General features: G+C 40.0%; 22 protein-coding genes and 2 riboswitches. Of the genes, 1 reads left to right on the top strand and 21 read right to left on the bottom strand.

Translation table 11 applies throughout. The annotated features are described in order from the left end of the window. Positions 1 to 31: 31 nt before the first annotated feature. From ACFX40_RS13165 to ACFX40_RS13090, 16 genes are all read right to left on the bottom strand, one after another. The gene (locus ACFX40_RS13165; RefSeq protein WP_028408310.1) at positions 32 to 601 is read right to left on the bottom strand and encodes a nitroreductase family protein; all 570 of its coding nucleotides are present in this window, start codon (positions 599 to 601) and stop codon (positions 32 to 34) included. Between the two features lie 20 nt (positions 602 to 621). Beyond that, positions 622 to 1,392 (bottom strand): uroporphyrinogen-III C-methyltransferase, encoded by a 771-nt coding sequence (gene cobA, locus ACFX40_RS13160; protein WP_013057306.1) that lies wholly within the window; start codon positions 1,390 to 1,392, stop codon positions 622 to 624. Beyond that, positions 1,389 to 2,771, bottom strand: coding sequence for a cobyrinic acid a,c-diamide synthase CobB (locus ACFX40_RS13155; protein ID WP_098333073.1), 1,383 nt, complete (start codon positions 2,769 to 2,771; stop codon positions 1,389 to 1,391). Before ACFX40_RS13155 ends, cobA begins: the two co-directional genes overlap by 4 nt. A 13-nt stretch (positions 2,772 to 2,784) precedes the next feature. Further along, the gene (locus tag ACFX40_RS13150) at positions 2,785 to 3,909 is read right to left on the bottom strand and encodes a cobalt-precorrin 5A hydrolase (RefSeq protein ID WP_377255188.1); all 1,125 of its coding nucleotides are present in this window, start codon (positions 3,907 to 3,909) and stop codon (positions 2,785 to 2,787) included. Next, positions 3,906 to 4,682 (bottom strand): precorrin-4 C(11)-methyltransferase, encoded by a 777-nt coding sequence (gene cobM, locus ACFX40_RS13145; protein WP_098967691.1) that lies wholly within the window; start codon positions 4,680 to 4,682, stop codon positions 3,906 to 3,908. Before cobM ends, ACFX40_RS13150 begins: the two co-directional genes overlap by 4 nt. After that, a complete protein-coding gene (gene cobI / locus ACFX40_RS13140) occupies positions 4,679 to 5,380 on the bottom strand; it encodes a precorrin-2 C(20)-methyltransferase (RefSeq protein ID WP_013057310.1) in 702 nt (233 codons plus the stop codon). Before cobI ends, cobM begins: the two co-directional genes overlap by 4 nt. Before the next feature lie 2 nt (positions 5,381 to 5,382). Further along, complete coding sequence (gene cbiE / locus ACFX40_RS13135) at positions 5,383 to 6,579, bottom strand: precorrin-6y C5,15-methyltransferase (decarboxylating) subunit CbiE (RefSeq protein WP_377255185.1); 1,197 nt, start codon at positions 6,577 to 6,579, stop codon at positions 5,383 to 5,385. Then, positions 6,569 to 7,672 (bottom strand): cobalt-precorrin-5B (C(1))-methyltransferase, encoded by a 1,104-nt coding sequence (locus tag ACFX40_RS13130; RefSeq protein ID WP_028408304.1) that lies wholly within the window; start codon positions 7,670 to 7,672, stop codon positions 6,569 to 6,571. Before ACFX40_RS13130 ends, cbiE begins: the two co-directional genes overlap by 11 nt. A gap of 3 nt (positions 7,673 to 7,675) precedes the next feature. Then, entirely contained in the window at positions 7,676 to 8,323 is a 648-nt protein-coding gene (locus ACFX40_RS13125) for a precorrin-8X methylmutase (RefSeq protein WP_013083415.1), read from the bottom strand. Positions 8,324 to 8,328: 5 nt separating this feature from the next. Further along, positions 8,329 to 9,096 carry a precorrin-6A reductase gene (cobK, locus tag ACFX40_RS13120; protein WP_028408303.1) on the bottom strand — a complete coding sequence of 256 codons (768 nt, stop codon included), beginning with the start codon at positions 9,094 to 9,096 and terminating at the stop codon, positions 8,329 to 8,331. Continuing rightward, positions 9,093 to 10,004: a sirohydrochlorin chelatase gene (locus ACFX40_RS13115; RefSeq protein WP_028408302.1), complete on the bottom strand. Its 912-nt coding sequence runs from the start codon at positions 10,002 to 10,004 to the stop codon at positions 9,093 to 9,095. Before ACFX40_RS13115 ends, cobK begins: the two co-directional genes overlap by 4 nt. An 18-nt stretch (positions 10,005 to 10,022) precedes the next feature. Continuing rightward, the gene (gene cobJ, locus ACFX40_RS13110) at positions 10,023 to 11,645 is read right to left on the bottom strand and encodes a precorrin-3B C(17)-methyltransferase (RefSeq protein ID WP_028408301.1); all 1,623 of its coding nucleotides are present in this window, start codon (positions 11,643 to 11,645) and stop codon (positions 10,023 to 10,025) included. A gap of 13 nt (positions 11,646 to 11,658) precedes the next feature. After that, positions 11,659 to 12,039 (bottom strand): (2Fe-2S) ferredoxin domain-containing protein, encoded by a 381-nt coding sequence (locus ACFX40_RS13105; RefSeq protein WP_016764370.1) that lies wholly within the window; start codon positions 12,037 to 12,039, stop codon positions 11,659 to 11,661. A 102-nt stretch (positions 12,040 to 12,141) separates the two neighbouring features. Next, a riboswitch (cobalamin riboswitch) is annotated at positions 12,142 to 12,321 on the bottom strand. A 118-nt stretch (positions 12,322 to 12,439) separates the two neighbouring features. Next, positions 12,440 to 12,618: riboswitch (cobalamin riboswitch) on the bottom strand. 147 nt (positions 12,619 to 12,765) lie between these two features. Next, positions 12,766 to 12,924, bottom strand: coding sequence for a hypothetical protein (locus tag ACFX40_RS13100; RefSeq protein ID WP_013057318.1), 159 nt, complete (start codon positions 12,922 to 12,924; stop codon positions 12,766 to 12,768). Positions 12,925 to 13,276: 352 nt separating this feature from the next. After that, a complete protein-coding gene (locus tag ACFX40_RS13095; RefSeq protein ID WP_028408300.1) occupies positions 13,277 to 14,314 on the bottom strand; it encodes a M42 family metallopeptidase in 1,038 nt (345 codons plus the stop codon). Between the two features lie 107 nt (positions 14,315 to 14,421). Beyond that, positions 14,422 to 15,693, bottom strand: coding sequence for a cation:dicarboxylate symporter family transporter (locus tag ACFX40_RS13090; RefSeq protein WP_028408299.1), 1,272 nt, complete (start codon positions 15,691 to 15,693; stop codon positions 14,422 to 14,424). 386 nt (positions 15,694 to 16,079) lie between these two features. Between ACFX40_RS13090 and brnQ the strand changes: the two genes are divergently transcribed. Next, positions 16,080 to 17,435 (top strand): branched-chain amino acid transport system II carrier protein, encoded by a 1,356-nt coding sequence (gene brnQ, locus ACFX40_RS13085; protein ID WP_028408298.1) that lies wholly within the window; start codon positions 16,080 to 16,082, stop codon positions 17,433 to 17,435. A gap of 39 nt (positions 17,436 to 17,474) precedes the next feature. Here brnQ and ACFX40_RS13080 read toward each other — a convergent pair whose 3' ends face one another. From ACFX40_RS13080 to ACFX40_RS13060, 5 genes are all read right to left on the bottom strand, one after another. Then, positions 17,475 to 17,852: a hypothetical protein gene (locus tag ACFX40_RS13080; protein WP_028408297.1), complete on the bottom strand. Its 378-nt coding sequence runs from the start codon at positions 17,850 to 17,852 to the stop codon at positions 17,475 to 17,477. A 14-nt stretch (positions 17,853 to 17,866) separates the two neighbouring features. Next, entirely contained in the window at positions 17,867 to 19,024 is a 1,158-nt protein-coding gene (locus ACFX40_RS13075; protein WP_377255182.1) for a hypothetical protein, read from the bottom strand. A 185-nt stretch (positions 19,025 to 19,209) separates the two neighbouring features. Continuing rightward, a complete protein-coding gene (locus tag ACFX40_RS13070; protein ID WP_013057324.1) occupies positions 19,210 to 19,407 on the bottom strand; it encodes an IDEAL domain-containing protein in 198 nt (65 codons plus the stop codon). A 133-nt stretch (positions 19,408 to 19,540) separates the two neighbouring features. After that, positions 19,541 to 20,824, bottom strand: a complete 1,284-nt coding sequence (locus ACFX40_RS13065; RefSeq protein WP_028408295.1) for an ammonium transporter — start codon at positions 20,822 to 20,824, stop codon at positions 19,541 to 19,543. Beyond that, positions 20,821 to 21,237 (bottom strand): hypothetical protein, encoded by a 417-nt coding sequence (locus tag ACFX40_RS13060; protein WP_013057326.1) that lies wholly within the window; start codon positions 21,235 to 21,237, stop codon positions 20,821 to 20,823. The genes ACFX40_RS13065 and ACFX40_RS13060 overlap by 4 nt, the downstream gene beginning before the upstream one ends. Positions 21,238 to 21,478 lie beyond the last annotated feature (241 nt).

Here is a 21,478-nt window from a genome sequence, read left to right as displayed (position 1 = left end):
TCTAAAAACCTCTTTTTCTTCGAATTTCAGTTTACAGCCATGTTGTTTTTTCTGTAAACGGTGTTCTAGCAGGCTCTTTCATTTTTGTAAGAGACTCTTCATTTGGGTAACCTAAAAATACGTTTCCTACTACGACTTTACCTGAAGGCTTGCCGATAAACTCATGCAATCTCTCGTCTCGAACAAGACCAACGCCTCTTGTTCTCCAAACGAATCCAAGACCTAGTTCTTTAGCTGCTAGCCACATGGAATGAATCGCGCATGAAACCGCATATTTGTTGTCTTCAGTGGCTTCGTCGTCTCCTTCAACTGTGTCAGCAGTTACGACGATATGTACAGGCGTATTTTTTACTGCTTTTAACGAACTTTCTACTAAATGGGGCTTTGTAGGAAAGCGCTCCTTTAAATAAGCTTCAGCCAGTTCTTCATACTTCTTTTTTGCTTCTCCTTGAATCACATAAAAGCTCCAAGGCTCTCTCATTCGGTCATTTGGAGCCCATGTTGCTGCTTCAAGCAGCTGTTCGATTTTCTCTTGCTCCACTTCACGCGCTTCATGATCTCGTACCGCTCTTCGTTCTTTTAGCTGTGAGATAATCGTCATATTGTCTCCTCCTTTTAACATTAAAGCAGAATATTTTCCGCTCTTTCTTCGAACCATTTTATTTTTTCTCTAATTGTCACTACTTCACCTACAAGCACGATAGCAGGATGAGCAATTTCTGCTTTTTTTGCTATTTCTTCGATTGTGGCAAGCGTTCCCGTTACGGTGCGCTGATACTTCGTCGTTCCCCATTGAACAAGCGCTACTGGCGTATGTTTATCTCGTCCATGGTCCATCAACTGCTTGCATATATGAGGTAAATTTCCAACGCCCATGTAAAACGCAATTGTATCTATTCCTTGAGCAAGCGCTGACCAATTTAAATAATCTTTTCCTTTTTCTTCTCTTCCATGACCCGTTACAATCGCAAAAGAAGTGGCATGATCTCTATGGGTAACAGGAATTCCTGCATAAGCTGGAGCTGCAATTCCTGACGTGATACCAGGCACTACTTCGTAAGGAATTCCTTGAGTAGCAAGCACTTCAGCTTCCTCTGCTCCGCGGCCAAACACAAAAGGATCGCCTCCTTTTAAGCGCGTCACTACTTTTCCTTGAAGCGCTTTTTCAACAAGCAGTTCGTGAATACGATCTTGGATGACTCCGTGCTTGCCCGGTAATTTCCCGCAAAAAATAAGCTCGGCGTCTTTTTTAGCATAGTTTAACAACTGTTCGTTGGCTAAGCGGTCATATAAAATAACATCCGCTTCTTGAATACACTCCATTCCATATACGGTTATTAGCTTCGGATCTCCTGGTCCTGCTCCTACTAAATATACTTTTCCAACTGTCACACGGCATCTCTTCTTTCTTTTTTTACCGCTTTACACTGTTCCACCCAGTTTTCTACCATCTTCGTAGAAGAGCCGAAATGAAAGTGCGTATAGCCGGCAATTAAATTATTGTTCATATAGCCTTCTTCTTTCATTCCTCGCATCCCTTTTGTATCATAGGCAGGCGAAAACTCTTTCTCTGAATGAAAAGTTGAATAATGAAATTCATGGCCTTTAGCTTGTATATCGCCTTTAAATAAAAAATTCCCCTGCTTTCCCGTTACTTCTCGGTACCCTAAAGCAGCTAATTTTGTCTGCATTCTTACTTGTCCGGGAATAAGCCCCACCATTTCATGGCATGTATCATCTGTTGTGACAATACCATCTGTTAAAAACATAAAGCCTCCGCACTCAGCTAGTGTAGGAATCCCTTTTTGGATGGCTGCTCGAACAGAATTTTTAACGTCGATTTGCTTAGCCAGCGTTTCAGCAAATTCTTCTGGAAATCCGCCTCCTATATAAAGACCGTCAGCATCTTGTGGAACCATTTCTCCTTTTAAAGGCGAAAATTCTACAAGCTCTGCTCCGTAAGCTTTTAACAATTCGAAATTTTCTTCATAATAAAAGTTAAAAGCGGCATCTCTCGCTACAGCAATTTTCACTTGAGGTACGGACGGCTTTGTAAAGATAGGCTCATTAATTTCTATTTTAGGAGCTAAAGCCAGTTCATATACTTTTTCGATATCAATTGTATCATGAACAAGCTTTCCTAACTGTTCAAAAAACGGTGTTAACTCTCCTCGTTCAATCGACGGAATGAGCCCGAGGTGACGTTCAGGAATCGTAAGATCATCGTTTCTTTTCAAGTAGCCTACTACAGGGATATGACATTCCTGCTCAATCGCTGCCTTAACAAGTTTATAATGTCCTTCACTTCCAACCCGGTTAGCAATTACACCAACGATGTTAGCTTCCGGTAAAAATTGCTGAAACCCTTTTACAATCGCCGCTGCACTTCTAGCCATACTAGCACAATTGACGACTAAAAGGACAGGGCTATTGGTGATTAAGCTGATTTCTGCTGTTGTTCCTTCGTTCGTTAACGGGTTTTTCCCATCGAAAAATCCCATAACTCCTTCCATGATGGAAATATCAGCATCTTCACTAGCGCGAGCGACAATTTCTCTAACCATATCGTGTTCAAGCATCCAGCTGTCTATATTTCGAGACGCTCGTTCTGTAACAGCCGTATGATACGTTGGATCAATATAATCGGGTCCGCATTTAAACCCTTGAACTCTGTAACCAGCTTGTCTTAATGCTGCCATCAGCCCGATTGTAAGTGTTGTTTTCCCTACGCCACTTCCGGTACCGGCAATGACGAGTCTTCTGTTTGACATGTTGCTCTCTCCTTTAGTCATATGGAATAAGTGCCACTGAAATGGTTACATTCCCTGACTTTTTCTTCACAAGTTCAAGCTTATCAGCACCGCTGTATAACATAGCAGCAGGTTCACTGACGCCATATGCACCTGTATATTTAAAGACAGTATCTGAAGGCTGTTGGATACTTATGCTGTTTAGCTCTTGGGGCGAATAATAGACAAACTCCCAGCCGTACTTAGATGCCACTTCTAACAGCCCTTCTTCATCTTTCTTTAACTCTATTGTACATAATGCTTTTACACTTTTCATTGAAAACTGAAGTTCAGCAAGCGTTTTTTCAATAACGGTTTCAATTTCCGCTGTACTTGTCCATCGATTGCATCCCATCCCAATCGCCAGTACTTTTGGACGGTAAAGAACACCGTTTTCTAAGATCGCTTCTTCCTCTTCTTCTAAATTGCGATGCGTTACAACCAAGGCTGCATGTGGCGATGCTTCAAGAGCTGTCTGAATCGATGAATACGTTTTAATGTTAGCTGGAACAGGGTGTTCATAATGCCACCAGTTCTTTTCACCTGATTCTTGAACCACTGCTATTTCTTCTTCATTCACCACAGAAGCGCTGACAGGCGTTAGTTTTTCTGCTGATTCCCACACCCATCCAAAGCGCTTACCAAATAAATCAACTGGAATTGTTTTTTGCACATCGGATGCTGTTGTAATAACAGGATGAGCTTCAAGAGCTGCCGCAACTTCACGCGTAAGCTCATTTGCTCCTCCGATATGACCTGAAAGCACGCTGATGACATTTTCACCTTTATCATCAATGACAACAACCGCAGGATCCGTTTTCTTATCTTTTAAAATAGGGGCAATCATACGCACAACTGCTCCGAGTGAGATAATAATAATAAGTCCTTTATAGGATTCAAAAAGAGAAGGCAAAAGCATCCGAACGCTTCCTGAAAACAGCTGAATGTTCTGCTCTTGTTCGTCTCCTTTTTCAAATTTGCTCATGTAATACACGTCAGACTGCTGAAAAGTGCGGCCTAGATTTCTTGCAATTTCTACGCCGTGTTTTGTGATAGCTACAACGGCATAATCTCCGCGCTGTGTAATGAGGGCTTTTTTTCCTTCTTGGAGTTGAATCATTCCGACTTCACTCCTCTTCGAAAGCCATGGGTAAATGTTTTGTCATAAAGTTTTGAACGATAATCTTTGTCATGAATGTGTGGATCAAGTGCCCAGCCTGCCAAAATCATCGCCTGCTTGCGAATGCCGTTTGTTCGCATAGCATCATCTAGGTCTTTTACCGTTGTGCGAACAATTTTTTCATCTGGCCACGTTGCTTTATAGACTACTACAACCGGCGTGTCTTCACTCCAACCGGCGTTTATAAATTCTTTCATTACTTTTTTTGTGAGCGTCGCGCTTAAAAATAACGCAATCGTACATTTATGTTTTGCTAAATCAGTTAATTTTTCAAACTCAGGCACAGGCGTTCTTCCTTCAGCACGAGTTAAAATAACTGTTTGAGTCAAATCTGGAATGGTTAATTCCGCTTCAGCCGCTGCTGCAGCAGCGAATACGGAGCTGACGCCCGGAATAATTTCAATATCAACGCCTTCTCTTTTTAAAAGTACCATTTGTTCCATAATGGCTCCGTACATAGCGGGATCTCCGGTATGTACTCTTACAACCATTTTTCCTTCACGCATGCGCTCAAGCATCGTACCGACCATTTCTTCTAAATGCATACCCGCTGTTTTTAACACTTCAGCTCCTGGTTTAGACTTAGCAACTAGCTCTTGACTTACCAGTGAGTCAGCGTACAAGACAACATCTGCCTGCTGAAGTAATTTTAAGCCTTTTACGGTAATTAAATCTGGATCTCCGGGTCCAGCTCCGATTATGTATAACTTCATTTTCGCACCACCATTAGCGTTAAGTATTGTAAATCCGCTCCTTCTAGTTCTGAAGCTTTCCAGATAATTTCTTCATCTGACGTTACTTTTGTCACCACTGACGCTTTTTCAAGCAGATCAAGCTCTTTTAAAAGACCGACCATAAAATCGATGACTTTGGCCACTTTAATAAAAATGACGCAGTCGTTTTCCATTAATACTTTTTTCATTGTTTCATAATCTTCACGAGCAGGAACAATTGCTACGTGTTCATCACCGTCTGCTAACGGAATACCTAAACGAGATGCAGCTCCATTGATGGATGAAATACCAGGAATTACTTGAATCGGAGCTTCAGGGTGACGTTCTTGCATTAGACGCATCATGTGAATAAACGTACTGTAAAGCATAGGGTCGCCTTCTGTGACAAATGCTACATCTTTTCCTTCCTGGAGCTTTTCCCATACTCGTTCTACCGTTTCGGTCCATTTTCTTTCCAAAATAGCAGGATCTTTTGTCATTGGAAACACAAGGCCGAGCATATCTTTTTCATTTGCACTGAAATAGACATCAATAATTTTTTGGGCGTAGCTTTTGCTTCCTTTTTGTTTTTTCGGGTACGCGATAACGGGTGATTCTTTTAATTTGCGAAATGCTTTTACTGTAATCAGTTCTGGATCTCCCGGTCCAACTCCAAGTCCGTACAATGTTCCAATCATATTCATTCTCCTCTTTTGGCTGTAATAATATAAATGGGGTTTAAAGCGTCAAATCGCGTTAAATGTAAAATGGGCTTGCTTCTTGAAATTTGTGCAAGCGTAACAGCAGTCTCGAATCCTCGCTCTTTAAAAGCTTTCATCGCTTCTGCTAAATTTTCAATCGTTACGGCATTTAATACGATGCGCCCTCCTGCATTTAATCGGCTGCAGCACACGTCCAAAATGGTTTCCATGCCTCCTGCTGTCCCTCCAATAAACACCGCATCAGGATTAGCAAACTCACTTAACCCTTCCGGTGCTTTTCCGTGCACAGTGTGGGCGTCTACTCGAAATTTCAATAGATTTTCTCTGCAGTTTTCTAAGTCTGCTTCATTTTTTTCCACGGCAAAGATTTGTCCTTCACGCGCAATTTTAGCCGCTTCAATTGCGACTGAACCCGTACATGTTCCGATATCCCATACGACGCTGTCTCTCTTTAGCTGCAGGGCGCTAATACTAAGTGTACGAACTTCTTTTTTAGTAATAAGTCCTTTGTCCGGCTTGCGTTGAATAAATTCATCGTCCTCTATTCCAAGAGGCCAAATTGGGCTTTTTTCTACCTGCTTTAATATCACGACATTAAGCGGGGAAAAGAGTTGATTCGCCGCTTCTTCCAGCGTAAGCAGCTGACAGCGCTCCGTTTCTCCTCCTAAATTCTCTGCTACAAACATCTTGTATTCCGTCATGCCAAATGACAATAAGTAGTTTGCCAGAGCACTAGGAGAATTTTGCCCATCTGTTAAAATCGCTACTTTTTTATGACCGTCTATGCGCTGAGCGAGTCCCTTTATACTTCTGCCGTGCACGCTTGTAAAATAAGCGTCTTGCCATCGCTCTTTTAAACGTGAGAACGCAAGCTGAATAGAGCTTAAATAAGGATATATTTCAACGTCTAGCTTTGTAGAAAGATAGCTTCCTATTCCGTAAAATAACGGGTCGCCTGAGGCTAACACAACCACATTTCCTTCTTCGTTTTTTAAACGTTCAACAAGAGGAGAAAGACCCCCTTCAATCGCTACTTTTTCTCCTTCGAAATCTTGAAAAAAATCCAGGTGACGCTTTCCTCCAATTAGCACATCACTTTCATACACCCACTGTTCATACATCGGAAGCAAACTTAACTTCCCATCGTCACCAATTCCAATAATTTTAATTGCCATGTTGCACCGCCTGTCCTAAAAAATCTCCTTTTAATGTGTAAAGAGACGTATCGACATCGATTCCGTCCCCTACTTCCTTTAATGCTGATAAACAGCAGTACTCGCACAGTTTTTCAAAAAACTGATGATGACCGCTTTGCGTCATTAAATCTCCCACTTGAGAAGCTGTGTTTGCACCTTTTATTTCCTCTACCAGTTCAGCAGAAGCGCCTGACTCAGAAGCAGCTTTTGCTAAAAAATTAAAATCAATGGGCGCACTTTTTGAATGAACCATCATAACGCCCTGCGCGACTTTTGAAAACTTTCCCATCATGCCTACGAGCGACACTTTTTTCATTCCTTGCTTTTTACATTGTTTTAACGTAAATCCAACAAAATCTCCCATTTCGATAAATGCTTCTTCCGGAAGTTCAGGGAACTGTTTCATTCCATACTTTTCGCTTCGGCCCCCTGTCGTAATGACAACGTGCTCACAGTTACTCGCTTTAGCAACGCTGATGGCCTGAACGATACTTGCTTTATAAGCAGCTGTCGAGAACGGAACGACAATCCCCCGCGTCCCCAGTATCGAAATGCCTCCTAAAATACCTAGACGCGCATTTAATGTCTTTTTCGCCATTTCTTCTCCTTCAGGAACCGAGATGACAATCTTAACGCCTTTTTGTATATTGTATTGGGCTAGAAGCTGTTCAGCCGTTTCTTTCAGCATCTTTCTTGGAACAGGGTTAATGGCTGCCTCACCGACAGGAACTGGGAGACCGGGCTTTGTCACACGCCCTACTCCCACTCCTCCATCAATGATAATGTCTGCACCATTACACCACGAAACTTCAGAAATAATCAGCGCTCCGTGCGTGGCATCGGGATCGTCTCCAGCATCTTTAATGATGCTGGCTACAGCACTGCTTGTGCGATACTCGCATTCTTCAAGATGAAACGTAGCAAAGCGGCCGACAGGTAGGTAAATCGTTGACTCATCTTGCACTTCTCCTGAAATTAGCGTAAGCAGAGCTGCTCTCGTAGCTGCCGTTGCACAAGCGCCCGTCGTATAGCCTTCTCTGAGTTTCTTAGGTTCTTTTGGTACTTCCTTCATGCGTTACACCTGATCTGCAAGAATTGAAATTGCATTTAATGCAGCAACCGTTACCGTACTGCCGCCTTTTCGCCCGATGTTTGTAATAAACGGTACGTCAAGTTTTGCAAGTTCTTCTTTAGATTCAGCTGCTGAAACAAATCCTACCGGCAGACCAATAACAAGCCCAGGCTTCGCTTCTCCTTCTTTAATCAAACGAATTAATTCAAGTAAAGCTGTGGGTGCGTTCCCAATTGCAAAAATTCCACCGTCTGCTTCTTTGATGGCTTTTCGCATCGAAATAATTGCACGCGTTGTATTTAAGCGCTTTGCTTCTTCCATTACGTCCGGATCCGAAATATAAACTTTGATTTCACCGCCGTGTTTTTCAATTCGCTGCTTGTTTGTTCCTACTTGCACCATTTGTACATCTGCAACCACTTGCTTGCCGCTGCGAATAGCTTTAATTCCTGCTTGAATCGCATCCGGATGAAACAGCATGCTGCGCCCAAGTTCAAAGTCTGCAGACGCATGAATTACGCGCTGAACAATTGGGTACTGTTCGTCTGTAAACGGATGAGGCCCAAGCTCTTCTGTAATCATCTCAAAACTTTTTCCTTCTATTTGCTGAGGCTGAACAGTTAACGGTTTAAATTCTGTACGAAAATCCATCTCAATCAACTCCTATTTTGGTTTACTAAAGCATGAACCACTTCTTCAAAAGTGGAATACACGGTTCCATACTCAATTTTCGGTCGCCCAATCATAATAATATCTAAGCCTAACTCTTTAGCTGCTTCCACTTTTTCATCCACAGATCCAACTTTTCCGCTTTCTTTTGTGACCATGACCGTCACTCCGTATTGCTTATACAGCGCTCGATCAAACTCTTTTGTAAACGGCCCTTGAATAGCAATAATATTTTTTTGCGGGAATCCCAATTGCTGGCACTTTTCCATATTATCCAGCCTTGGAAGCATACGAGCCACAAGCCGTACATCTGAAAGAGGAAGCAGCTTTTCTGTAAAAACCTGCAGCGTTTTGCTGCCTGTTGTGAGCATAATAACTCCTTTTTTCACAGCTGCTACTTCTGCTGCTTCTTCATACGTAGAAACCATTGTCATATTATCATAGGTAAAAGCCTGCGAAGCCCGCTCATAGCGTATGTAAGGAATCGCTGTTTCAGCAGCTGCGCCGATAGCATTTTTAGACGCTTCTTCCGCAAAGGGATGACTTGCATCCACAATAGCTTTTACACGATGTTCGTTTACAAAATCCATCATATCTTCTTTTGTGAGACGTCCAATTTTCACTTTCACTTCTGCACGCTGTAATTCGATAGCTGCGTTTTCGGTTACAACCGTTGCCGTAACCTCATGACCTGCTTTTTTTACTTGCACGGCTAATGCACGTGCATCGCTAGTTCCGGCTAACAATAAAATCATTTTAGCCCGCCGACCTTATCTTCATGGTGGTCGTGGTCATGATGGTGATCGTGGTGATGGTGTCCGTGATCATGGTCATGATCGTGATGATGATGGTGATCAATATGCTCCATAATGCCGAGGCGATATTGACACGTATCGCAGTTCATTTTCACTTCACCTTCTAATCCTTCTTCAGCACGTTCTTTTAAAATTGTCTGCAGTTTTGGGTGAAAACCGAAATAGCCGGCGAGCTTAAACTCAATGTTTTCATGCTGCATTTTATACTGCGTCACCATTTCTTCCAAACGCTTAATTAGTACTCCTGTAAATAAGAAATACGGGAGAATAACCACTTTTTTAGCGCCTAGTTTTAAACATCGCTCTACCCCTTCATCAATCAGCGGAGCAGTTACGCCCATAAAAGAAGTTTCAACGATTTTATAGTTTGTTTTTTCCCAAAGAAGGCGCGTAATTTTATATAAATCACTGTTTGCATCAGGATCACTTCCTCCTCGCCCTAAGACGATAACAGCCGTGTCTTCAGCTGGAGTTTCTAAATTCTCTCCTGATTCTTGTAATCTCGTTTTTAAAATTTCAAGGACTTCTTCATGAACGCCAATGGGACGTCCGTATACGAAGTTTACGTGTGGATATTTTTCCTTAGCTTCATCTATAGCCGCCGGAATATGTATTTTAGAGTGGCCCGCAGGCAAGAGCATAATTGGAATTACAACTACATCTTGTGCTCCTTTTGCCACACATGTATCAATGCCTTGACTTACATTTGGGCGTTCAAATTCTAGAAAACACGTTTCTACTAAAATAGATGCGTCCCAATCATGCTTCATAGTCGAAATAAATTCGCGAATTTGATCGTTCCCTTCAGGATCTCTGCTTCCATGACCGACAAATAAAACTGATTTCATATAATGCCCTCCCATTTTTTAATCTCCACACGGAGCTGGTTCTACTTTTATTTTTGGTGTTATATCTTGATAGTCGAATCCATAAACGTTCTTCACACGCTTAAAGAATTTATGAAACCGCTCATTAGGATGACCTTTTTCTTTATATTCATGGACAATGTTCTCCACTATTTCAACAATGTCGTCAGGCGCTATACCTTCCGCCACAATTTGACCTGAATGCGCATTGCGTCCAACCGTTTTAGCTCCTAAAAATAAATCAAACGCACCTTTTCTATAGACAATGCCGATATCTTCTTGAACAGCGCCATAGCAAGCCATACCGCATCCATTAATACCAAGCTTCAGCTCTTTTGGCATGTCCATTCCCCCGAGGCGTTTTTGTAATTCTTCCGTATGTGGAATAGCATCGCTTTTTTCTCCGTCACAAAAATCACACGCTTTAATTGTGAACACATCTCCGACCGGAGATAGTAAAAAGGAAGCTGCTTGGAGCTTTTTAATAATCACATCTGGCTGAGCCGTTGGGATTTGCAGTTTGATTTGATGGTCAGGTGTATACTCCATCGTACCTTTTTCACCAACAACTTCTGCTAGTGTTGTCATTTGAACAGGCGTGAATTTCTTATTAGCAAGTCCTGGACTAACCGCCACTTCGAAAATAGACTGTACTGGCTGACGTACGACCGCAGAAGTAGGTTCACCTAAAATTGCTTGAAGCGCTTCTTCTGCAAGAGCTCGTGAAGTTGCTGTTTCTTCTGTTTTGGTCTGAACTGCTTCAATAGTCGAAGCTGTTTGCTTTACAGTCTCTTCTTGATCGAGAGCCCATGGTTCTGCTTCTTTTCGAAGTCGCTGATGCGGTCTTAGCGGCTGCTCCGTTTGGTTGAGGGTATATTTTCGCTGATATCCGCGCGGTGTAATCATTAAATCGTCGTAAAAGAACGTAGATGAATTTCCGACAACAACGGTAGTCAGCATGCCAATTTCATGATTTAACATGTCTTTTAAGTTGGTCATTACGACTTCTTCACGGTCACGATAAGCGCTTTTCACAAGACCAACAGGCGTATCAGGGGAACGATACTTTAATAGAATTCTTTGCGCTTCAACAATTTGTCTTGTTCGTCTTCCGCTCTTTGGGTTGTAAAAAGCCACTACAAAATCTGCTTGTGCAGCTGCTTCAATTCTTTTTTCGATTAGCTCCCAAGGCGTAAGGTGGTCACTTAAACTAATTGTACAAGCATCGTGCATCACGGGCGCTCCAAGGAGAGATGCGCATGAATTGATAGCCGAAATGCCAGGAATTACTTCCAGCTCTACGCCCGTTTCTTTTTTCCAGCCTTTTTCAATCAACACTTCATACACAAGGCCTGCCATTCCGTATACTCCCGCATCTCCGCTCGAAATGACAGCTACGGTTTTTCCTGCTTCAGCTTGCTTTACAGCTTCCTGTGCACGGCTTACTTCTTCGGTCATTCCCGTACTAATAATTTGCTGATTCGTTAACAGTCCTTGAATTAATTCCACATAGGTTTTGTAACCGATGATCATATCACTTTCTTGAATGGCTTCTCTTGCTCGCTGTGTAATATGTTCAAAGCTTCCCGGCCCAAATCCAATAACTAAAAGTTTACCTTTCATGCTAGCTCCTCCTTTATGCGTTACTTTTTACTTTGTCAATTCCTTCTATGGAGTCACTGTTTTCCGGAGAAACGAAACCATTTTGATCATATTCATAAATAAGCGATTCCTTTATACTGCAGCCTCCTGCTAAATGTTCTTCGACAATCCGATGAGCCACGGTTTCAGTGACCTGCTTGTACCAATCTCCTGAAGGATAGACGATAGCTACAGGAGCATCTTTGCATCGTCCGTTACAACGTGTACGCGTTGTATGAACCGTTTCATCCAAATCCAGTTCTGTCACTTTATTTCGAATAGCTTGCGTGGCTTCTTCTCCACCTTTTCTCATACAGCTGCTTCCATTACAAATCAATACGTGATGTTTTGTTCCATTTAAGTTCCACGTCGTCACACTCATTCGCTCCTTTACTAAAAAAAGCGCCTCTATCAATGATAGAGGCGCAGAAAAATTCAAACTAAGTTTTTGCACTTCCACCTATATCCCGTAGGGTAAGCTTCGCATTAGAAAAAGGCTGGTTTCCTGACTTCGATTCATCACTTGATTGCGCCTTCCCGAATACAGTGGCATATGCAATCAGCTCATCTTCACAGTGGCGGGTACCGCGCTGGCTTCACACCAGACTTCCCATTTAACGCAATGTGGACATTGCGCACCTTTTTTGCACGATATGTAGTTTTGCGATACGAGAAAAACCCGCTTCGCTAATATGCGAGCGGGTAAAACGTCAGAATAAGAGTGTACACGAATGCCACTTTAAGCCAACGTTTCCCTTCCCGCTCCCCGGAGAAATAGAAACTTCACAATAAAGACAGGTCTCCTGACTTGTGTATCATTCTACTTGAGAACCTTCCCGTGATTTTTCCACAGTGGTTATACTCGTTCGTCCACACTTACAGTTGCGGGGGCAGTACTGGTCTTTCACCAGTTTCCCTATTAAGCCTTCTTGGCATCTTTACTGTTGCTGTTTGATATATATGAACCTTTTAAACTATCAGAATAATAGAAGTAACTACCATATCATAGCGTACATTTTTTTTTATTTCAACTCTATTCTTTTTATAGGATATAAAGAGCCATAAAAAAACAAGAGCAAAAAATCAGCTCTTGTTTTTCTACTTATATAGCTACCAATGTTAAATGAGGATCATTATAATACACGACTTCTGAAAGAACTTTACAGCCATTTGTTTTGGCAAAAGCTTCTCTCGCCTGCTTTTCAGTTTCAAATTCAAACATTTTCATTTCTTTTCCAGCATATACCGTCAGTACCCACATGAAAAGATTCGCCTCCGATTATTGTAGTGATCGCTATATCCACATTATGACGAAACCATTTCCTTTTGAAAACCCATTCTACAAAACTTGTCACAAGAAACTTTTAAAAATTTAAAAACATTTTAACTTCTGTAAATGAACAAAATGTACAAAAGGTTTAAGCAGTATTGTACCTTTTTAAAAAGGTGCTTTTTTAACCAACTGTTGATTCACCAGTAAAAAAATATATAGTATTTATAAAAAAAAAGAAGCCAGACAGCCGGCTTCTTTTTTAAGAAAGGAAAGAACAGACATCACAATCCCGTTCTGTTCTTTCCTTTGCATAAAAATACACTAATTAAATATCCCTTTCTTAAAGCAGAATCATGTTCGACTGAACATAGTAATAGAGAAGCTTATACGTATGATTCAATGAATCTTGATGCGTTCTCTCAAACGCATGAGAAGAATCAATTCCTGGACCAATCAAGCCGTGTACGATATCGTGTCCGGCACGAATAGCAGCAGAAGCATCTGATCCGTAAAACGGATAAATATCTAATTTGTACTGAATATCATGCTGCTTAGCTAGCTCCACTAAATGCTTTCTCAAACCGTAATGATATGGGCCGCTTGAATCTTTTACACAAATAGACACGGTGTATTCATCAGTAGATTGTCCATCTCCCATAGCACCCATATCAACCGCTAAGTATTCTACTGTTTGAGGCGTAATGTTCGAATTTCCTCCGTATCCAATTTCTTCATTATTTGAAATGAGAAAATGCGTAGTGTATGGCAGTTCGATCTGTTCTTCTTGAATTATTTTCATGAGCTGAAGCAATAAAGCTACGCTTGCTTTATCATCGAGATGACGAGATTTAATAAAACCGCTTTTTGTTATTTCTACACGAGGATCAAACGAAACAAAGTCGCCGACTTCAATTCCAAGACTGCGAACATCTTCTGCGCTATGTACTTTTTCATCCAATCGAATTTCTATATTTTCTTGATTCCGCTCAGCTTTCCCTGCATCTTTATACACATGAACAGATGTTTGATGCATAAGGATGGTTCCTTTAAATACTTCTCCTGATGAAGTTTCAATTTCACAATATTCTCCTTCAATAGAATTGTAGCGAAACCCTCCAATCAGGTCGATTTTCAGACGTCCACTCGGTTTGATTTCTTTTACCATAGCACCTAATGTATCGACATGAGCCGTCAGCATGCGGTGGTGATCTGTATCTTTACCGGGAATAGTAGCGACTAAGCCCCCTTTTCGATTGCGATACGTTTGAATATTTAGCTCTTTTACATAGTCTTCGACAAATGAAATTACCTTTTCTGTATTTCCAGAAGGACTGGGAATCGAAACAAGCTTTTTAATTAACTGAACAGTTTCCGTCATTATGACACTTCCTTTGTCTCTCATTTCTTTTATTTTACCATATGTTTCAAAAAAGATAACAGGCAGCTCCAAACAAAAAAGCCGGGCAGATGCCCGGCTTTTTTGTTTTAAGCTATGTTTGATTTCTTTAATTCATTTGTGTAATTTAATGATTTTTGCTTATCAAACTCGCCTTCAGACTTGGACATTACAATAGCAGCTAAAGCATTTCCTACTACGTTAACTGTGGTACGCATCATATCAAGAATGCGGTCAATTCCTGCAATAAATGCCATGCCTTCAAGAGGGAAGCCCATAGATTCAAGTGTAGCAAGTACAACTACAAACGATGCCCCTGGTACACCAGCCATTCCTTTTGAGGTTAACATTAGCACAAGAAGGAGCTGAATTTGATCCATAATGGAAAGGTCGATGCCGTACATTTGAGCAATAAACAGCGATGCCAGCGCCTGATAAATGGTTGAACCATCTAAATTAAACGTGTAGCCCGTTGGAATAACAAACGATGTAACCGATTTAGAACAGCCGAAGTCTTCCATCTTTTTGATAAGAGACGGTAAAACGGCTTCTGAACTTGCCGTTGTAAAAGCAAGAAGCAGCTCGTCTTTTAACACTTTTATCAGCGTAAACATGCTTGTTCCAGCCATTTTAGCAATAATTCCAAGAACCACAAGCACAAAGAAAATCATGGTGAAGTAAACGGCGAACACTAATTTTCCTAATGGAATAAGTGATCCGACACCAAACTTTATAATATTAACACCAATAAGTGCAAATACACCTACTGGAGCAAACTTCATCACCAAATTAGTTACCCAAAACATTGCATCCAAGACGCCTTCAAAAAAGGCTAAAACAGGTTTTCCTCTCTCTCCAATCGAAGCTACGCCTACACCAAACAGTACGGAAAATAAAATGATTGGTAAAAGATCGCCTTCTGCTACCGATTGAAAGACGTTTGTCGGAACAATATGAAGAAGCTCTTGAGCAATCCCTGTACTTTCAGACGTTTTTGCCGTTGCCTCATATTGAGAAATATCGCTTTTTTCAATATGTCCCATATCAACCCCTGCACCAGGGTGAAATAAGTTCGCGGCAATAATCCCCACTACAATAGCAATGGTTGTAACAATTTCAAAATAAAGAATTGTTTTTCCGCCAAGCTTACCTAATTTTTTGATATCGCCTACTCCTGCGACCGCTACGATTAATGCTGAAATCACAATCGGTACGACAATCATCTTAATTAAATGAATAAATATGTCTCCAATCGGCTGTAAAATAGAAATGGCTGTATCGCTTCCGTAAAAGATAGCACCTACAGCTACGCCTAAAATCAGTCCAATTAGAATCTGAGTTGCTAGACCTAACCTTTTCACTTTCTTGCTCCTTTCGCACAGTTGACTTTCATCCATCGAGCATATGCGGTTCCGTGAACCGTGTATAAATATACATCCTTACAGCACCTTATGTAAACAGTTCTTTACTAAAAGGATGTAAGGCCGCACATGCGAATTTTTAAAAGCCACGGTTCTGTTTTATCATATCAAATAATTGTTGTATATTGAGATTTTTTTGCTAAGAATTTTTCTATTTTTGCTATTTCAGCGAATAAATTAAAAAAATAAAATTTTATATTGAAATATGCATTTTAGGTTAGTATAATACGATACATGTTTATTTTTATTATTCGAATATAAAATTCTGAAAATTTTAATTATTCAACACGATAATAAAAAGCATTTATAATTTTGGAGGTTTTAACGTGTCAAACAAAGTTCCTTTTTCATTTATAGTGGTTATTGGCTTTATGCTTTTTGCCCTATTCTTCGGCGCAGGTAATTTAATCTTCCCTGCAATGTTAGGTCAGTCTGCTGGAAGCAATATTTGGTCAGCAAACGCTGGATTTTTAGTAACGGGTGTAGGTCTGCCTCTTCTAGGCGTTCTCGCATTTGGTTTTTCTGGAAAAGAGGATCTGCAGTCTTTAGCTAGTCGCGTACACCCAGCTTTCGGTATTATCTTTACTACGATTTTATACTTGGCAATCGGACCGCTTTTTGCGATGCCAAGAACGGGAAGCGTTTCATTCGAAATCGGCGTTAAGCCTTTTTTATCAGAAAATTCAGGGCACCTTCCCCTTATCATTTTCACGGTAATTTTCTTTACTATTACCTGCTTTTTTTCGCTAAATCCTGCGAAAATTGTCGATTTAGTAGGAAAAGTTTTAACACCTATTAAATTAACGTTTATTGGAATATTGGTAGTTGTAGCCGTTGTGAACCCAATTGGAAAATTTGAAGCACCAAGCGAAGCTTACACAACACACTCATTTTTTAAAGGCTTCCAAGAAGGCTACTTAACAATGGATACACTAGCATCATTTGTTTTTGGAATTATTATTATTAATGCAATTAAAGAAAAAGGAGCAAAAACCAACCGACAAATTATCACAATTTGTGCAAAAGCTACGGCTATCGCTGCCGTTATTTTAGCTCTTATTTATAGTGCATTGTCCTATATGGGTGCTTCAAGCGTATCAGAGCTTGGACGTCTTGATAACGGAGGTACGGTTTTGGCTGAAGTATCAAATTACTACTTTGGCTCTTACGGAGGAATTCTTTTAGGTCTGATGATTACCGTTGCTTGTTTAACAACAAGTGTAGGTCTTGTAACATCTTGTTCATCTTTTTTCCACAAGCTGTTTCCAAGTGTTTCTTATAAGTTGATTGCTGTTATTTTATCAGCATTCAGCGCCGTTGTAGCGAACTTTGGTTTAACGGAATTAATCGCTATTTCGGTTCCCGTCTTAACAGCTATTTATCCGTTAGCTATTGTGTTAATTGCTTTAACATTCTTACATCCTTTATTTAAAGGACGTTCTGAAGTTTACCAAATGAGCCTTCTGTTCACGTTTATCGTTAGTTTATTTGATGGCTTAAATGCTGCTGGATTCAAAATTGCGGCAGTAAACGATCTGTTTACATCGATTCTACCTATGTACGGAGTGGGTCTCGGCTGGGTAGTTCCTGCTATTGTAGGAGGATTAATCGGTCTTGGCATTACCTTCCTTCGTACAAATGATAATACGAACAGAAACACTTCAAGAAAATTGATTAAATAAAAAGAGGATGCACTCGCATCCTCTTTTTATTATGGCGTATTATGAATAAGGAGTTTTTTTCTCCATCAACTTCACTTCTTCTCTTAACACATGTTTTTCGTATAGATATTTATCCGTACGTTGAAAATGATATTTATCCGCTTTTTCTTTTTCAGATGTGGTCAAAAGCACTCGATGATTAGAAGCATCTGACACACCAAACGTTTCATTTTGATAAGTAGCATACGGAGCTACAAAAAACACTTCTTCAACAGCATCACGAGGAACTTCTTTTGTGAAAGTCGTATCATTGTATGGAATGAATCCATTTGCTACATCGCCTTTATCATAGCTAATTAGCTTTACACCCCCGTTTTCCGTTTCATAACATTCGTAATCTCGTTCATTATATGCTGCATACAAACCTTTTCGAATCACAAAAAACCAGTCCTTTACATTGGGTTAACAACCGCTGGTACAAATCGTTTTTCTTCTGCCACATAGGTAGCCACAAGTACTTCTTCCCCATTTACCACTTGGTATAGTTCCGCTCCGTTTGCTGGTGGATAATAGTTATCGAATTTGAACTCTGGAACGGTTTCCCCGTTTCGAGATCCTGTAAACCCATTAAGCGTACATGGAGGTCCGTCTGTTGTTTTTCCTCCGAACACAGTTCCGTAGGGAATATCAACGTGGCTTACCGCTTGCGATTTAAATTTGATTACACCATACGTCGATCCTTCTTCAGGAAACGGCCTTTTGCCTGAACCATCGATGTAATCTAAACGTAAGCTTTCAACAAAATCTTTGTAAGAAGTAATATCATGAACATCTTCAGCTTTAGCTACATACCCCCCCACTGCTGTATAAGATCCATCTACATACTTTTCAATATCTTTAGCAGGAATCGTTTTTTGCAGCAGCGTATCTTTTGTAAGGGGAGAAACAGAATCACGTATAGCCTTCATTACTTCTATTTCATGAGAAGTTAATGTTTTAACATCCTTTAATTTTAGTTCATTAAACTCTTTTTTTGTAAGATTAACGCGCTTCAGCACTTCATTAATTTTTTGATCAAAATCTTCTAAGCTTTCTAAATCTGAAGCCTTATAATGAGCATAAACTGTTCTTACATCTTTATGTACTTTTTTAACTTCGTTTAATTCATACTGTTCTACTTCATCAGCCGTTTTAAACGTTTCAATGCTTGAAATCGTTTTGCCATTCGTATCAGCTACAACGTAATCGTCTTCAGCTTTAATCACATATCCGACTTCTCCGTTACCTAACGCAATTAAGTCTGACTGTTGAAAAGCGGCTTTCTCTTTTTCTTTTTGAAATTCCTTATCTGTCATTCCCTTAGTAACGAGAGCTTTAAGTTCTGACGTGTCTTTACTGTCTTTTTGATTTGCTTCTACTTTCTCAGCTGTAACTGATGAAGTTTCTGTATTAGATGGAGAATGAGTGACTGTCCCGATCACAAAAATAAGACCAAACCCAATCCCTATGCCATACAAAAATTTGCTTGTTTTATGAGCTCTAAATAAAATTCCTAACACAATACAAACAATACCTGCAATCAAGCTATCTACTAATAATAGATGTCCCAACCAAACCCCTCCTCTTTAATTCTTGTTTATGTTAAAAAAATCCATAAAAGAAGTCAATACAATTAATGTAAATAAAGTTTTAAATAGGAATATATTCATAATTATTACTAATTAATCCCTTTTAGTAGGTATCAAAAATAAAACACACCATCTAAAATAGATGGTGTGTGAAGTATAGTAAGTAATTAAGAAATTTGTTTAAGTTCTGATGAGAGTTTTAAAAACTCTTCTTTATTTTTCATCAATAGCGTGCGGTCGATTTCTTCTTTTAGCTGTGCTTTACGAAATTCTGCAATCGCCTTGTCTAGAATCATCTCAGCGAATAATGCATCAAGCACCTTTCCGTTGGATTTTTGCGGTGAATTAAGTAAATTCTTTTTCATAAGAAATCAACTCCTTGGCTTTTTTATAATATAACACAAATATTCTGACTTTTCAATCATTTAAACCAAGTATTTTAATCTATTTTTTTTCACATAAAAAGGCCGCCCTTTTGTTATAAAGCGCGGCCTTTTATTACGAATCTGCGGCTTTTTCTTTTACTTCCGCATAGTAGTTTTCATATTCAATAAATTCAGGAGCCTGATGAGCTGCCATGATACCGTGGTAGCTGATATCTAAGCCCACTTCTTCTTCTTCTTCCGTAGATCGAAGCGGAACCACCAAGGAAATAACCTTTAACCCTATCCACGTCGTAACAAATCCCCAAGCGCATAGAGCGATTAACCCAAGAAATTGAACGCCAAATAATGTCCAGCTCCCTCCTGTAAACACACCGCCGTCTGTAGAAAACAAGCCTACAGCCAACGTGCCCCATATTCCCGAAGCAGCGTGTACAGGAAAAGCTCCTACAGGATCGTCGATTTGACGTGCTTCGAGCCAGTTTGTAGCTGCCATCATTAATAAACCAGATACAGCTCCAATAAAAATAGCAGATGATGTGTTAACAAAAGCGCACCCGGCCGTAATGCCAACCAGTCCGGCAAGCGATCCATTTATCACAGAAGGTGCATCTGAACGGTTGTAGCGAAATAAAGTATAAAATAAAGTAGCTGCTCCGCCTGCTGCTGCTGATAACATTGTGACAATAGCAATGTGACCAATTCTAACGTCAGTAGCACTTAGCGTACTTCCTGCATTAAACCCGAACCATCCAAACCATAATAAAAAAGCACCCACTGATGCAAGCGGCAAATTGCTTGGAAGAGAAACAGAACTGATTCCATTTTTCGTGAACTTCCCTTTTCTCGGTCCAATCATTATTGCAGCTGCTAAAGCTGAAAAACCGCCAAGAGCATGAATAACTGCCGAACCAGCAAAATCAAGCATCCCTAACTTACTAATCCATCCGCCTCCCCAAATCCAGTGGCCGGCTATAGGATAAATAAATGTAGTCATCAAAATCGCATATAAAAGATATGCGCGGAAATTAATTCGTTCTGCTACCGCTCCAGAAACGATAGAAATGACCGCAATAACAAACGCACATTGAAACAGCCAAAACGTTTCAAGCCCAATTGGAATGTCAAGGTGCGATAAATTACCCGAGAGCGCAAAACCGCTTTTACCGACAACTCCACCTAAATCATCGCCGTACATTAATCCAAAACCAATTAAATAGAAACAAAGCGTTCCTATTGTAATATCAGCGAATACTTTCATAATAATATTCACGCTATTTTTATAGCGGACAAAACCTGCCTCTAGCAAGGCAAAGCCGCCTTCCATTAACAAAATCATCGCGGCTGTTAATACAACCCACGTTGTATTTATACCTAAACTTAGTTCATTAACACTCATATCCCAACGCCTCCACTGCTTTTTAATCGTTTTATTTCTTGTACAATAGCAGGCGAAAGCGTAATTTCACTTGTTTCTTCATTTTCCGCTTTTATTAATTCAAGAACTTCATGAAGTTCTCGCATTTGTGCTTTAAGGTGATCAATTTTTTTAAAGCGCTCCTTTACGTATACCATATACTCGACCGCTTGATGCTGACTTAAAGGACGCCCGGTAAAAAATTTACGAAACGGTGATAGTGATTGATACCAAGCTTCTTCAGCACGTTTCTTCTCTTCGTATTTACTAATTTTCGTTTTTATATCTTCTATTTCTTGTGCTTTAGCTTCTTTTAACTTCATTATAAATTCAATTAATTTTAATTGAGGCAACGTAATGACCACATTATGATAAAGTTCATCCACTATAACCATGTTATATCTCCTTACATAAGATGTTATATTTTGATTATATGTAGAACACTATAGTAAGTCAATGTAATTTTTTGAAAACTCTTTAAATAGTAAATGCGCCCTATCTTTTTAATACTTATAGAATATTAAGTTCGTATGTGTTGAAATATGACGTTATTTGTTTTATCGTAGGAAGAGGAATCATGTTAGTTCCCTATTTTAATTTTATTTACCTAGGCAATTATTCGTTTTATTTTTTATA

Origin of the sequence: Priestia sp. YIM B13552 (assembly GCF_042787775.1) — a bacterium.
GTDB lineage: Bacteria > Bacillota > Bacilli > Bacillales > Bacillaceae_H > Priestia > Priestia megaterium_E.
This window is presented reverse-complemented; position numbering and strand designations above follow the sequence as displayed.

Bases quoted from the DNA above. Each gene is read 5' to 3' on its own strand.
- ACFX40_RS13125 (WP_013083415.1), bottom strand. From the start codon at position 8,323: ATGGATTTTCGTACAGAATTTAAACCGTTAACTGTTCAGCCTCAGCAA.
- ACFX40_RS13165 (WP_028408310.1), bottom strand. From the start codon at position 601: ATGACGATTATCTCACAGCTAAAAGAACGAAGAGCGGTACGAGATCAT.
- ACFX40_RS13100 (WP_013057318.1), bottom strand. From the start codon at position 12,924: ATGTGGGTACTGACGGTATATGCTGGAAAAGAAATGAAAATGTTTGAA.
- ACFX40_RS13115 (WP_028408302.1), bottom strand. From the start codon at position 10,004: ATGAAATCAGTTTTATTTGTCGGTCATGGAAGCAGAGATCCTGAAGGG.
- cbiE (WP_377255185.1), bottom strand. From the start codon at position 6,579: ATGGCAATTAAAATTATTGGAATTGGTGACGATGGGAAGTTAAGTTTG.
- ACFX40_RS13060 (WP_013057326.1), bottom strand. From the start codon at position 21,237: ATGGTTATAGTGGATGAACTTTATCATAATGTGGTCATTACGTTGCCT.
- ACFX40_RS13130 (WP_028408304.1), bottom strand. From the start codon at position 7,672: ATGAAGGAAGTACCAAAAGAACCTAAGAAACTCAGAGAAGGCTATACG.
- ACFX40_RS13095 (WP_028408300.1), bottom strand. From the start codon at position 14,314: ATGACGGAAACTGTTCAGTTAATTAAAAAGCTTGTTTCGATTCCCAGT.
- ACFX40_RS13065 (WP_028408295.1), bottom strand. From the start codon at position 20,824: ATGAGTGTTAATGAACTAAGTTTAGGTATAAATACAACGTGGGTTGTA.
- cobJ (WP_028408301.1), bottom strand. From the start codon at position 11,645: ATGAAAGGTAAACTTTTAGTTATTGGATTTGGGCCGGGAAGCTTTGAA.
- cobM (WP_098967691.1), bottom strand. From the start codon at position 4,682: ATGAAGTTATACATAATCGGAGCTGGACCCGGAGATCCAGATTTAATT.
- ACFX40_RS13155 (WP_098333073.1), bottom strand. From the start codon at position 2,771: ATGTCAAACAGAAGACTCGTCATTGCCGGTACCGGAAGTGGCGTAGGG.
- ACFX40_RS13070 (WP_013057324.1), bottom strand. From the start codon at position 19,407: ATGAAAAAGAATTTACTTAATTCACCGCAAAAATCCAACGGAAAGGTG.
- cobK (WP_028408303.1), bottom strand. From the start codon at position 9,096: ATGATTTTATTGTTAGCCGGAACTAGCGATGCACGTGCATTAGCCGTG.
- cobI (WP_013057310.1), bottom strand. From the start codon at position 5,380: ATGATTGGAACATTGTACGGACTTGGAGTTGGACCGGGAGATCCAGAA.
- ACFX40_RS13150 (WP_377255188.1), bottom strand. From the start codon at position 3,909: ATGATTCAACTCCAAGAAGGAAAAAAAGCCCTCATTACACAGCGCGGA.